Origin of the sequence: Mycobacterium sp. (assembly GCF_039583805.1) — a bacterium.
GTDB lineage: Bacteria > Actinomycetota > Actinomycetes > Mycobacteriales > Mycobacteriaceae > Mycobacterium.
Genome location: NZ_JAVKSH010000105.1, coordinates 1 through 12,011, shown reverse-complemented (window position 1 = coordinate 12,011; position 12,011 = coordinate 1). Strand labels below are relative to the sequence as shown.

12 protein-coding genes, 2 pseudogenes and 2 CRISPR repeat arrays are annotated in these 12,011 nt (G+C 69.5%); of the genes and pseudogenes, 9 read left to right on the top strand and 5 right to left on the bottom strand.

Annotated elements, in window-relative coordinates; translation table 11 throughout:
- Positions 1-41: 41 nt before the first annotated feature.
- A CRISPR array of direct repeats spans positions 42-807; the repeat unit is 36 nt; unit sequence GTCTCCCAGGCGAATTCGCCTGGGCTCCATTGCGGC.
- A gap of 67 nt (positions 808-874) precedes the next feature.
- The 3 genes and pseudogenes from ABDW21_RS13840 to ABDW21_RS13830 form a co-directional block, all read right to left on the bottom strand.
- Positions 875-1,856: pseudogene (locus tag ABDW21_RS13840) on the bottom strand (ISAs1 family transposase); the annotation flags it as partial.
- A gap of 297 nt (positions 1,857-2,153) precedes the next feature.
- Positions 2,154-2,409: a CRISPR direct-repeat array (repeat unit 38 nt; unit sequence GGTCTCCCAGGCGAATTCGCCTGGGCTCCATTGCGGCG).
- A 20-nt stretch (positions 2,410-2,429) separates the two neighbouring features.
- On the bottom strand, positions 2,430-2,846 hold the full coding sequence (locus ABDW21_RS13835) for a PIN domain nuclease (RefSeq protein ID WP_343710580.1): 417 nt from the start codon (positions 2,844-2,846) through the stop codon (positions 2,430-2,432).
- A 92-nt stretch (positions 2,847-2,938) separates the two neighbouring features.
- Positions 2,939-3,069, bottom strand: a pseudogene (locus ABDW21_RS13830) (type II toxin-antitoxin system VapB family antitoxin); the annotation flags it as partial.
- A 95-nt stretch (positions 3,070-3,164) separates the two neighbouring features.
- Between ABDW21_RS13830 and aroC the strand changes: the two are divergent.
- Genes aroC through aroQ form a run of 4 tightly spaced genes read left to right on the top strand, consistent with a single transcriptional unit; the run spans position 3,165 to position 6,533 of the window.
- Entirely contained in the window at positions 3,165-4,376 is a 1,212-nt protein-coding gene (aroC, locus tag ABDW21_RS13825) for a chorismate synthase (RefSeq protein WP_343599965.1), read from the top strand.
- 2 nt (positions 4,377-4,378) lie between these two features.
- On the top strand, positions 4,379-5,017 hold the full coding sequence (locus ABDW21_RS13820; protein ID WP_343599916.1) for a shikimate kinase: 639 nt from the start codon (positions 4,379-4,381) through the stop codon (positions 5,015-5,017).
- A complete protein-coding gene (aroB, locus tag ABDW21_RS13815; RefSeq protein WP_343599914.1) occupies positions 5,014-6,102 on the top strand; it encodes a 3-dehydroquinate synthase in 1,089 nt (362 codons plus the stop codon). The genes ABDW21_RS13820 and aroB overlap by 4 nt, the downstream gene beginning before the upstream one ends.
- A complete protein-coding gene (gene aroQ / locus ABDW21_RS13810) occupies positions 6,099-6,533 on the top strand; it encodes a type II 3-dehydroquinate dehydratase (protein ID WP_343599913.1) in 435 nt (144 codons plus the stop codon). The genes aroB and aroQ overlap by 4 nt, the downstream gene beginning before the upstream one ends.
- On the opposite strand, the gene ABDW21_RS13805 is transcribed toward aroQ, so the two are convergent.
- Entirely contained in the window at positions 6,524-7,204 is a 681-nt protein-coding gene (locus ABDW21_RS13805) for a B-4DMT family transporter (protein WP_343599912.1), read from the bottom strand. The genes aroQ and ABDW21_RS13805 overlap by 10 nt on opposite strands.
- 33 nt (positions 7,205-7,237) lie before the next feature.
- Between ABDW21_RS13805 and ABDW21_RS13800 the strand changes: the two genes are divergently transcribed.
- The 5 genes from ABDW21_RS13800 (at position 7,238) to ABDW21_RS13780 (ending at position 10,281) form a co-directional block, all read left to right on the top strand.
- Positions 7,238-8,326, top strand: coding sequence for a Xaa-Pro peptidase family protein (locus ABDW21_RS13800; RefSeq protein ID WP_343599911.1), 1,089 nt, complete (start codon positions 7,238-7,240; stop codon positions 8,324-8,326).
- 15 nt (positions 8,327-8,341) lie between these two features.
- Positions 8,342-8,899, top strand: coding sequence for an elongation factor P (efp, locus tag ABDW21_RS13795; protein ID WP_343599909.1), 558 nt, complete (start codon positions 8,342-8,344; stop codon positions 8,897-8,899).
- A gap of 2 nt (positions 8,900-8,901) precedes the next feature.
- Entirely contained in the window at positions 8,902-9,381 is a 480-nt protein-coding gene (gene nusB, locus ABDW21_RS13790) for a transcription antitermination factor NusB (protein ID WP_343599908.1), read from the top strand.
- A complete protein-coding gene (locus tag ABDW21_RS13785) occupies positions 9,378-9,758 on the top strand; it encodes an antitermination protein NusB (protein WP_343599906.1) in 381 nt (126 codons plus the stop codon). Before nusB ends, ABDW21_RS13785 begins: the two co-directional genes overlap by 4 nt.
- Before the next feature lie 127 nt (positions 9,759-9,885).
- Positions 9,886-10,281: a hypothetical protein gene (locus tag ABDW21_RS13780; RefSeq protein ID WP_343599905.1), complete on the top strand. Its 396-nt coding sequence runs from the start codon at positions 9,886-9,888 to the stop codon at positions 10,279-10,281.
- Positions 10,282-10,398: 117 nt separating this feature from the next.
- Here ABDW21_RS13780 and ABDW21_RS13775 read toward each other — a convergent pair whose 3' ends face one another.
- Positions 10,399-11,610, bottom strand: coding sequence for a serine hydrolase domain-containing protein (locus ABDW21_RS13775; RefSeq protein WP_343710579.1), 1,212 nt, complete (start codon positions 11,608-11,610; stop codon positions 10,399-10,401).
- Positions 11,611-12,011: the final 401 nt, after the last annotated feature.

Here is a 12,011-nt window from a genome sequence, read left to right as displayed (position 1 = left end):
CGGCAAGCCAGTCACCGGGTCGGCGGTGTTCGGGGTGAGTAGTCTCCCAGGCGAATTCGCCTGGGCTCCATTGCGGCTGGTTCTTGGGCATGTTGATGTACGACCAGGCGGCGCGGGTCTCCCAGGCGAATTCGCCTGGGCTCCATTGCGGCTCGCATCGCGCGTGGAAGAGGGTGCCTGCCCGCACGGTCTCCCAGGCGAATTCGCCTGGGCTCCATTGCGGCGACGCTGGCGATGACGACCATGCGGTAGGTGTGCGCGGGTCTCCCAGGCGAATTCGCCTGGGCTCCATTGCGGCCACCGGCGGGGGCACTCCCCACGACGGCGGCGCGGCGTCTCCCAGGCGAATTCGCCTGGGCTCCATTGCGGCGGGTCCTAGCGGTCGGGGGGAACAAAATATCCGATGGTGTCTCCCAGGCGAATTCGCCTGGGCTCCATTGCGGCGATTGTTGGCCGCGTTGGCGTGCGGGGGCCACACCCGTCTCCCAGGCGAATTCGCCTGGGCTCCATTGCGGCCAAACTACTAACTACAGTACCGTAGGCCTCACGTAGGGTCTCCCAGGCGAATTCGCCTGGGCTCCATTGCGGCAACGGTGGCGCGACCTCGCCGGGCTCGAACCTGCAACGTCTCCCAGGCGAATTCGCCTGGGAGACGTTGCGGCGACCTCGTGCGCCAGTCTCAGATCCTCGACTACTTCGTCTCCCAGGCGAATTCGCCTGGGCTCCATTGCGGCTTGTCCGGCATGGCCAAGGGCGCTGATTTCATCGGGGGTCTCCCAGGGCTCCGGCGTTGTTGATTAGCACGCTTGTGACCTGGTGTTTTGGTAGTCGGTGAGCAGGTCGAGTCCGCGGTTGGCGCTGAAGGCGGTGGCGCGGCAGGCTTCGGCGATGTTGTCCGCGCCGGCCAGGCGGTGCAGGTTCAAAACGGTGTTTCTCAGGCTTGCCATGATCTGTGGTGCGGCACCGGTGCGGATCATCGAGGCGTCCTCGGCCAGGGTCACATCCCGCACGTAGTGCACGGCGTTTTCTATGCCCCAATGCTGGCGCAGCCAGGCGGCGATCGTGGTTGGGTGGGCGTGCTCGAAGGGCAGGCTGCAGATCGCGTAGACGATCTCGCGGCTGCGTTGCCCGGTCGCGGTGATCACGCGTTCGCGGGTGATCTGGATGATCTGTTTGGCGTAGGGGAATCCGATGCCGCGCGCGGTGGTGAGCACGTTGAGGGTGCGGCGTTCTTCGCGGCCGTGGCCGTGATCGTCGTCGGTGGCGGTCACCGGCACCTGGGCCCAGGGCAGGGCTTGGATGCGGGCGAGCAGCTTGGGCTGGTTGGACTTCACGATCATCAGGTAGTGCGATTTGAGGGTGGAGCAGATCAGTTTGGCGTTCGCGGTCTGGGTATGCATCGCGTCCACGGTGACCAGCAGCCGCACCCGGTTTTTGAACATGCGCAGAAGTTCTCGCACGCAGGGGATTTCGTTGCTTTTCTCAGCGACGGCGAGCTGGCCCAGCACCAGTCGGGCGTGGTGGGCGAACACCGACACCAGATGCGTCGCCGCCGCGCCCATCCGTCGTGCCCCGCGCAGGGTCTTGCCGTCCAGCGCCACCGCCAGCAGCCCGCCGCCAACGGTCGTCTGCGCGGTGGCCAGGGCCGTGAAGTAGACACCCAGACGGCGGTCGAGATCGGCGGGATCCAGCCGCGAAAGCACCGTGCGGAACGTCTTCTCGCTGGGCCGGCGCATCCGGATACCCACCTGGGCCAGCACGTCGGCGGGAGCGGTGGCCGCCCAGGTGGCGAACCCGGCGTAGGAGCGCATGCCGGCCGCAGTCGCCAGTATCGCGACCGCCAACAGTGCGGCCAACCGATAACGCCGCCCGCGCGGATCGCGCGGGTCGGGCACCGACGCCAGCACATCGAGCAACTCCGAACTCAACGTCGGCGCGCGCTCCCCGGCGCGCCAGCGATCTAATGCCGCCGCGATCGACTCCACGGGTGATACTGCATGGGCAGGCACGGGCAACTCCAACGGGACGGTTGAGTATCAACAACTTCATCGTCCTTGAGAAGCCCGTGCCTGCCCGACACCGAAACGCCGTATCACCCAAGTTCATCACCGCTGGTCACAGAGCCGGCAATCAACAACGCCGGAGCCCTGGGGGGTCTCCCAGGCGAATTCGCCTGGGCTCCATTGCGGCGTTCCCTTGCGGGAACAGGTACACCACGTCGGTGCTGTCTCCCAGGCGAATTCGCCTGGGCTCCATTGCGGCCAATCGGGAAATTCTCAACTCATTAGGTCGACGCCGGTCTCCCAGGCGAATTCGCCTGGGCTCCATTGCGGCGCCGACGCCTCATCCGCGGCGGCCACGACCACGCTCAGGTCTCCCAGGCGAATTCGTCTGGGCTCCATTGCGGCGTAACAGAGCGGCGCTAACGGTTACACGGCTCCGCGGGGCGCGATCCATTGTGTACGTTGCCCGGTGACCGCAGCCACTCGCTCGTAGTCCTCGTCGTAATGCCACACGACGGTGCCCGAGAGTTCGGCCGCCGCCGCGACGATCAGGTCGGCGATCTTCACGCTGCGGTGATGCAGACCGCCGACATGGGCAAGCTCGCGCTGCACGTGGTGTGCGCGAGCGAAGGTTTCGCCGTCAATCGGGATCCGGGCCAAGCCGTCGAGTTCACCGGCGAGCGCGTCGTAGTCGGTGGCGGACCTGGCCGAGTAAAGAATCTCCAACCGCACCTGATCGCAGATGCCGACCTGATCCGCAGACAAGGCCGCCAACCATCGGTCGGCGACTTCCTGGCGCGCCGCGTGCTGCCATGCGCTGGTATCGACGCAGAACACCGTCACCGCGCCGGACGAGTCTGCGCAAGTAGTGCTTCGGACCGATCTATCCCCGCGCCCGCGGCGATTCGCGCAGCAAGCCGTGCGCGTGCCGACTGCCGCACCGCCGCGCGCAAGGCGGCGTCGACCGTGTCCTTCAGCCCGGTAGTACCGAGCTGTCAGCTCGCGCACGGGCCAGTAGTGCATCATCGATGTCGATGGTTGTACGTCTGGACATGAATCGGATATAGCAATTCGACGACGAGACATATGTCCAACGTCGGTCGTCTTGATGGCCTCCCGCAGATTTCCTGAGCCAAGAGCCGACATGGAAAGATGGGACACGTGTTGCGTTGGACGACGGCCGGCGAATCCCACGGTCGAGCCCTGGTGGCGATGCTCGAAGGCATGGTCGCCGGTGTCGCCGTCACCAGCGACGAGATCGCCGCCGAGCTGGCCCGCCGGCGGCTGGGCTATGGCCGCGGCGCCCGGATGACGTTCGAACGCGATCAGGTGACGGTGCTGGCCGGAGTGCGGCACGGCCACACGATGGGCGGCCCGATCGCCGTCGAGATCGCCAACACCGAATGGCCCAAATGGGAGACCGTGATGTCCGCCGACCCGGTCGACCAGGGCCAACTCGACCTGGAAGGCGGGGCCCGCAACGCGCCGCTGACCCGCCCGCGGCCCGGCCACGCCGACTACGCCGGCATGCTCAAGTACGGATTCGACGACGCCCGGCCCGTGTTGGAGCGCGCCAGCGCCCGCGAGACCGCCGCCCGGGTCGCGGCCGGCACCATCGCGCGGCAGTTCCTCAGGCAGGCACTCGGCGTCGAGGTGCTTTCCCATGTGATCTCCATCGGCGCGTCGGCGCCCTACGACGGCCCGCCGCCGCAACCTGCGGATCTGCCCGCCATCGACGCCAGCCCGGTGCGCGCCTACGACACGGCGGCCGAGGCGGCCATGATCGCCGAGATCGAAGCCGCCAAGAAAGACGGCGATACCCTCGGCGGCGTGGTGGAGGCCGTCGCGGTGGGGCTGCCGGTCGGGCTGGGCTCGTTCACCAGCGGCGAGAACCGGCTGGACAGCCAGCTGGCGGGAGCCGTGATGGGCATCCAGGCGATCAAGGGCGTCGAGGTCGGTGACGGCTTCGCCACCGCGCGGCGGCGGGGCAGCGCCGCCCACGACGAGATGTTTCCCGGACCCGACGGCGTCGTGCGCTCCACCAACCGGGCCGGCGGACTGGAGGGCGGCATGACCAACGGCCAGCCGCTGCGGGTGCGGGCGGCGATGAAACCGATCTCGACGGTGCCGCGGGCGCTGGCCACCGTCGACCTGGCCACCGGCGACGAGGCCGTCGCCATCAACCAGCGCTCCGACGTGTGCGCGGTCCCGGCCGCCGCTGTGGTGGTCGAGACCATGGTGGCGCTGGTGCTGGCCCGCGCGGTGCTGGAGAAGTTCGGCGGCGATTCGCTGACCGAGACCCGCCGCAACGTCGATGCCTATCTGCGTTGTGTGGCCGGCCGGCAGCCGGTCACCAGGGCGGCGTCGGGGTAGCCATGGCACCGCGGGCTGTGCTGGTGGGGATGCCCGGCTCGGGCAAGTCCACGATCGGGCGGCGGCTGGCCAAGGCGCTCGGGGTGGACCTGTTCGACACCGACGCGATGATCGAAGAACAGACCGGGCGCAGCGTCGCCGAGATTTTCGGCACCGACGGCGAGCCTGAATTCCGCCGCATCGAGGAGCAGGTGATCCGCGCTGCCCTGGCCGACCACGACGGCGTCGTGTCGCTGGGCGGCGGCGCGGTCACCACCCCCGGTGTGCGCGCCGCGCTGGCCGGGCACACCGTCGTCTTCCTGGAAATCAGCACCGCCGAAGGCGTGCGGCGCACCGGCGGCAGCACCGCCCGCCCGTTGCTGGCCGGGCCCGACCGCGTCGAGACCTTCCGCACGTTGATGGCCCAGCGCGTCCCGCTGTACCGGCGGGTGGCCACCATCCGGGTGAACACCAACCGCCGCAACCCCGCCGCTGTCGTCGGCGACATCCTGTCGAGGCTGGACGGCGCGGGGTCTGGCGACCGGCCGCGGTGGCGCGCGTCGTCGGCGCCCCGGCGGCTGGACGCCCAGGCCGGGCCGCCGCCCACGCCGGCCACGCTGGCCGCGCTGGCCGCCGCCCGCCGCGCCGAGGGCGGCACATGACCGACATCGCCGCACCGGTCACCGTGCAGGTGGCCGTCGACCCGCCTTACCCGGTTCTGATCGGCACCGGGCTGATCGGCGAACTGCACGGCGTGCTCGCGGACCGGCACAAAGTGGCGATCGTGCACCAGCCGGTGCTGACGCAGACCGCGGAGGCCATCCGCGCCCAGCTGGCCGAGAAGGGCGTCGACGCGCACCGCATCGAAATACCCGACGCCGAGGACGGCAAGAATCTACCTGTCGTCGGGTTCCTCTGGGAAGTGTTGGGCCGCATCGGAATCGGCCGTAAGGACGCCTTGGTCAGCCTGGGCGGCGGCGCAGCCACCGATGTCGCAGGTTTCGCCGCGGCCACCTGGCTGCGCGGTGTCCCGATCGTGCACGTGCCCACCACGCTGCTGGGCATGGTCGACGCCGCGATCGGCGGCAAAACCGGGATCAACACCGAGGCCGGCAAAAACCTGGTCGGCGCGTTTCACCAGCCGATCGCGGTGCTGGCCGACCTGGCCACCCTGGAAACGTTGCCGCACAACGAAATAGCGGCAGGAATGGCCGAGGTGGTGAAAGCGGGGTTCATCGCCGACCCGGTGATCCTGGACTTGATCGAAGCCGACCCGCGCGCCGCCACCGACCCCGCCGGCGACGTGCTGCCGGAGCTGATCCGGCGCGCGGTGACCGTCAAGGCCGACGTTGTGGCCGCCGACGAGAAGGAATCGCAGCTGCGCGAAATCCTCAACTACGGCCACACGTTGGCGCACGCGATCGAACGCCGTGAGCACTACCAATGGCGGCACGGCGCCGCGGTGTCGGTGGGCCTGGTGTTCGCCGCCGAGCTGGGCCGGCTGGCCGGTCGGCTCGACGACACCACCGCCGACCGGCACCGCAGCATTTTGACGTCGCTGGGGCTGCCGGTCAGCTACGACGCCGGCGCGCTGCCGCAGTTGCTGGAGTACATGGCGGGCGACAAGAAAACCCGGGCCGGGGTGCTGCGCTTCGTGGTGCTCGACGGGCTGGCCAAACCGGGCCGGCTGCAGGGCCCGGATCCGGGGTTGCTGGTGGCGGCCTATGCGGAGGTGAGCGCGGGGTGACTCGGGTCAACGTCGTCAACGGACCGAACCTGGGCCGGCTGGGCCGGCGCGAGCCGGCGGTCTACGGCGCTATCACCCACGACGCCCTGGCTGCGATGATCGAACGGGAGGCCGCCGACCTCGGGCTGGAAGTCGTTGTGCGGCAAAGTGACAGCGAAGCCCAGCTGCTGGACTGGATCCATGCGGCGGCCGACGCGGACGAACCGGTGATTCTCAACGCGGGCGGGTTGACGCACACGTCGGTGGCGCTGCGCGACGCCTGCGCCGAGCTGAGCGCCGCGCTGATCGAGGTGCACATCTCCAATGTGTATGCCCGCGAGGACTTTCGGCGGCACTCCTACCTGAGTCCCGTCGCGACCGGGGTGATCGTCGGGCTCGGGGCGCAGGGTTACCTGCTGGCCCTGCGCTACCTGGCGACGCTTTACGGCTGATCGGTCTCGGAGTCGGCGGTCGGCTCGGCCTCGGGGGGCACCTCGATATCGCTGAGCTGGATCTCTTCGGTGGGTGACTCGCTGTAGGCGGGCGGCGCGCTGGGCTCCTCGTATTCGGCGGTGGCCACCGGCGCGGTCTGCAGTTGGGTCGCGGCGCCGTTCGCGGCGGCGGCGACGTCCGGGCGCACGGCGGCGAACACATCGGTGTCGGCGCGCTCCTCCCCGTCGCCACCAAGGTGCGGGACGGGGGGCGGGTTGCGGTCGGTCAGCCAGCGGCCGGCTGTCGCGCCGCCCAACCCGGTTACCAGGACCAACAGCGCGGTGAATGACGCGAACGTGGTGATCTCGTTGAGCAGTCCGCCGGCATAAATCCCTTGGTAGAGCAGCGATATCAGCCAGACGACCACGCCGCTGACCACGCCGGCCAGCAGACCCGCCAGCAACCAGCGCAACGCCAGATCGTCGCGACGGTCCGGATCCGGGTGCGCGGCGGCGTCGGCGCGGCCGTCGATCACCCCCCAGACCACGACTGCGGCGACGAAGAAGGCCAGCAGCACGACGCTGATCGATCCCGCCTGCGTCGGGAACGCGTTGATCAGCGCACCCTGGAACAGTCGGTCGACGATCATCGCGGCGGCAAACACCAGGCCGCGCAGCATCCAGGTAGTCATGGGCCCTCAGCGTAGCGAGTAGCGTGACCGGGCGTGACACATTCCCGGCGGCGACTCAATCTCGGCGACCGGATCGGCGCCGCCGGGCTGGACGCGATGCTGGTCACCGACCTGGTCAACGTGCGCTACCTGTCCGGTTTCACCGGGTCGAACGCTGCGCTGCTGGTCTTCGCCGACGACCGGGACCCGGTGCTGGCCACCGACGGCCGCTACCGCACCCAGGCCGCCCGGCAGGCCCCCGACCTGGAGGTGGCCGTCGAGCGGGCCGGTGGGCCGCACCTGGTTCGGCGCGCGGCCGGCGCCGGTGTGCGGCGGCTGGGTTTCGAAAGCCATGTGGTCACCGTGGACGGGTTCGACGCGCTCGCGGCCCAGGCCGGTGACGTCGAGTTGGCCCGGGCGTCGCAGCTGGTGGAGCGGCTGCGCGAAGTCAAGGACGCCGGCGAGGTGGCGCTGCTGCGGCTGGCCTGTGAAGCGGCCGACGCCGCGCTGACCGATCTGGCGGAGCGCGGCGGGCTGCGGCCCGGCCGCACCGAGCGCGAGGTGGCCCGCGAGCTGGAGGCGCTGATGCTCGACCGCGGCGCCGACGGGGTGTCGTTCGAGACGATCGTGGCCGCCGGGCCGAATTCGGCGATACCCCATCATCGCCCCACCGACGCGGTGCTGGCCGCCGGGGACTTCGTCAAGATCGACTTCGGCGCGCTGGTCGGCGGCTACCACTCCGACATGACCCGCACGTTCGTGCTGGGCCGGGCCGCCGACTGGCAGCGGGAGATCTACGCCCTGGTTGCCGCCGCGCAGCAGGCCGGGCGGGACGCGTTGCGGCCGGACGCCGACCTGTCCGCGGTGGACGCCGCGGCGCGGCAGCTGATCGCCGGCGCCGGGCACGGCGAGCATTTCGGCCATGGGCTGGGTCACGGCGTGGGTCTGCAGATCCACGAAGCGCCGGCGATCAACGCCACGGCCGCGGGTACACTTCCGGCGGGCTCCGTGGTGACCGTGGAGCCCGGTGTTTATCTGCCCGATCGCGGCGGTGTCCGCATCGAGGACACACTTGTCGTCGAAGCCCTCGGGCAGACCCCGGAATTGCTCACCCGGTTCCCCAAGGAACTGACCGTCCTGTAGGAGACACCGAAGACCGTGGCAACGACCGCCGACTTCAAGAACGGGCTGGTGCTGGTCATCGACGGCCAGCTGTGGCAGATCGTCGACTTCCAGCACGTCAAACCCGGCAAGGGCCCGGCTTTCGTGCGCACCAAGCTCAAGAACGTGGTCTCCGGCAAGGTCGTCGACAAGACCTACAACGCCGGCGTGAAGGTGGAAACCGCCACCGTGGACCGCCGCGACACCACGTATCTCTACCGCGACGGCGCGGACTTCGTGTTCATGGACAGCAGCGACTACGAACAGCATCCACTGCCGGAGTCGCTGGTCGGCGACGCGGCCCGGTTCCTGCTGGAGGGCATGCCCGTTCAGGTGGCCTTCCACAACGGGGCGCCGCTGTACATCGAGCTGCCGGTGACCGTCGAGCTGGAGGTCACGCACACCGAGCCGGGTTTGCAGGGCGACCGGTCCAGCGCCGGCACCAAGCCGGCCACGCTGGAGACCGGTGCGCAGATCAACGTGCCGCTGTTCGTCAACACCGGCGATACGCTGAAGGTGGATACCCGCGACGGCAGCTACCTGGGCCGTGCCTGACCATGCGGCCGGTCAAAGGACGGCATCAGGCGCGTAAGCGCGCCATCGACCTGTTGTTCGAAGCCGAGGCGCGCGGCATCACGCCGGCCGAGGCGGCCGACGCCCGGGCCGCGCTGGCCGCCGCGAAACCCGACGTGGCGCCGCTGCACCCGTATACCGCGACCGTCGTGCGCGGCGTCACCGAGCACGCCCCGCACATAGACGACCTGATCTCATCGCATCTGCAGGGCTGGACGCTGCCGCGGCTGCCGGCGGTCGACCGGGCGATCCTTCGGGTTGCGGTGTGGGAGCTGCTGCATGCCGACGACGTCCCGGCGCCGGTGGCCGTCGACGAGGCGGTAAAGCTGGCCAAGGAGCTGTCCACCGACGAGTCGCCCGGCTTCGTCAACGGGGTGCTGGGCCAGGTGACGGCGGTGGTTCCGCAGCTGCGGGCCGCCGCCCGGGCAGTCCGCACGGCGGCGGAACAGGGGCCGGGCTCGTGACCCGGCTGGAGTTGCGGGTGGCGATCGCCGGCCTGCTGGCGGCGACGGTGGTGCTGGGGGCCGTCGCCTGCGCGGCGACCGGGCAGGCGGTGATCGCAGCGGCGTTGGCGATCTACGCGCTGGGTGTCGGAGCCTGGCTGTACCACGCGGTGCAGCGTTATGTGGTGGCACGGCGTATCAGCACGGTCCGGTCGGTGGCCAGGCCGTTGTCGCCGCTGTTGCCGGTGATGGCCGCGATCATGGGCTTGGCGCAGGCGGTGGTGCGGTCGCTGTCCGACGTCACGGAGGGGGCGTCGCGGCGGTGGGACCTGCCGGTTCGCCGCTGGATGGAGATCTCCCGCGGCGGCGCCGAGGGTGACGACGAGTTCGGCGGGTGAGCCCTCGGCGCCAGGTGACAGACACCCGGCGACACCAAGCGCCGATTTCATTGTCTATCAGCGCGGTCTCAGGTATGATCGCAGAAGTTCACTGGGAACACAGCGGTTGACGAGAAACGGAACGGACATGCGGTTCGACTATCGGCCCTACCTCATCGGCGGTGTCGCCATTGCAGGCGCCGCCGTGATTGTCGTTGCGCCGGCAGGCCCGCGGCTGCCGGACGTCCAGGTCCCTGCGGTGCAGCCCGTCGGTTCTGAGTCGAGTGATTTCAACGTCCAGGACCTCCTGGGCGGGCTGACGGTTCGCGACGGCGTCATCATCGCCCCGGACACGGTGACGGGCCCGACGACCGAGGTGATCGATCCCCCGGGTGGGCTGCCCGACCTCGGACGGCTGTTCGACCCGTCGACCTCCCGACCCGATCTGGGCCGGCTCGATCTGCGCGGGCTGGACCTCGGCGCCATGCCGGGCCCCGGCAGCCTGCAGGTCCCGGCCACGCCTGACGCGCCGGCCGCGCAGTAGGTCTGCAGCGGTCCGCGGTCGGTTGCGGGTCACACCGGCGCTCACGCTGTCATAGACCCAGCGCTGTCATAGACCCAGCGCTCTCACAAACCCAGAGCTGTCACAAACCCAGCGCTCTCACAAACCCAGCGCGCGATACGTGTGCCGGACGAATCTGGGTTGCACCGCCTGCAACCGCGCCCGCGAGGTGTTTCCGGCGACCGCGGCGGCGGCGGCGGCGTCCGCGGACAGCGTGGGCATGTTCTGCACCAGGTACAGCAGGATCAGATCTGCGCTCGGGTCGGCTTGCCACCACGTCCCATACGCGCCCGGCCAGCCGAACGTCCCGGTCCCGCCCGGACCGAACAGCGGAGCCGACTTCGCCGGATCGGTCACCACCGAAAGATTGAGCCCGAATCCGCGGCCGATCCAAAACGGTGCTCCCAAGAAAGGATGCCGCTTCTGCTCGGCGGTGAGCCGGTCGGTGCACATCGCCCGCGCGGACTGCGCCGACAGCACCCGCAGGCCGTCGAGAATCCCTTCGTGCAGCAGCATTTCGGCGAATCGCAGGTAGTCGTCAGCGGTCGACCACAGCCCGCCGCCGGCGTTGGGAAACGCCGGCGGCGACACGTGCGGTGGCCCCATCACGTCGCTGCGCAGCCGGTTTTCGTCGTCGAGGCGGTACATGGTCGCTGCGCGGCCGCGCGCCTGCGCGCAGACGTGAAACCCGGTATCGCGCATGCCAAGTGGTTGCAGGATCCGCTCGTCGAGCACCTGGTGGAACGGTTTGTCCTCGATCCGCGACACCAGCACGCCGAGCACGTCGATGGCATGGCCGTAGGTCAACCGCTCGCCCGGTTGATGCACCAGCGGCAACTGAGCGAGCGCGGCCAGCCAGACGTCGGGGCCCTGCCCGAACGGCAGCCGCAGGTAGGCCCGCGAGATCGGCCCGCTCACCGAGAAGCCGTACCCCAGGCCGCCGGTGTGGGTGAGCAGATCCTCGACCAGGATGGCGCGCTGCGCCGGACGGGTCTTGTCCAGCGGTCCACCCGGGTCGTCCAGCACCCGCATCCGGGCGAACTCCGGCAGCCAGCGCACGACCGGGTCGCCCAACGCCAGCTTGCCCTCGTCGACCAGGCTCATTACCGCCGCGACGGTGACCGGTTTGGTCATCGACGCGATCCGGAACAGCGTGTCGCGCTGCATCGGCATCCGGGCGTCGACGTCACGGTAACCGATCTCGTTGACCTGCAACACTTTTCCGCGCTGCCAGACCACCGTCAGCGCGCCGGCGAGCAGCCCGGCGTCGCAGGCCGCCCGGATTGAGGCCGCGTTGGCGTCGAGGTTCATGACGGCCGCCGTGCGGTCAGCAGCCAACGCCGCGCGTCGAACGGGGTGCCGTTCAGCCGGCGGCGCGTGGTGGACGCCGCCACCCGCGCGATGTCCGGCCCGGTCACCGCGAAACCGTGCCGCGCCCGGTGGACGGACCCGTCAGACGGCCCCAGGTACACGGCATCGTCACCGAGTCTCTCATTGACGCCAGCCTAGTGGTCGCGCTCATACGTTCGTCGGTGTCATGTGTTTGTCACCAGGTCTGCAGCACAGCCAGGTAGATGTGACCAATGAGGCGTGTGGGTCGACCCTGTGCAGCCCGGCCGCACCGAACGTGAAGCCGTTGCGAGAATCGGACGAATTTCTCGCAACGGCTTCACGTTCGGTGACCTGACCCCGGTGCACGGCACCCCGACGAA

Coding starts and splice junctions, on each gene's coding strand:
- ABDW21_RS13820 (WP_343599916.1), top strand. CDS start 4,379: ATGGCACCGCGGGCTGTGCTGGTGGGGATGCCCGGCTCGGGCAAGTCC.
- ABDW21_RS13805 (WP_343599912.1), bottom strand. CDS start 7,204: ATGACTACCTGGATGCTGCGCGGCCTGGTGTTTGCCGCCGCGATGATC.
- nusB (WP_343599908.1), top strand. CDS start 8,902: ATGCGGCCGGTCAAAGGACGGCATCAGGCGCGTAAGCGCGCCATCGAC.
- ABDW21_RS13780 (WP_343599905.1), top strand. CDS start 9,886: ATGCGGTTCGACTATCGGCCCTACCTCATCGGCGGTGTCGCCATTGCA.
- aroB (WP_343599914.1), top strand. CDS start 5,014: ATGACCGACATCGCCGCACCGGTCACCGTGCAGGTGGCCGTCGACCCG.
- ABDW21_RS13775 (WP_343710579.1), bottom strand. CDS start 11,610: ATGAACCTCGACGCCAACGCGGCCTCAATCCGGGCGGCCTGCGACGCC.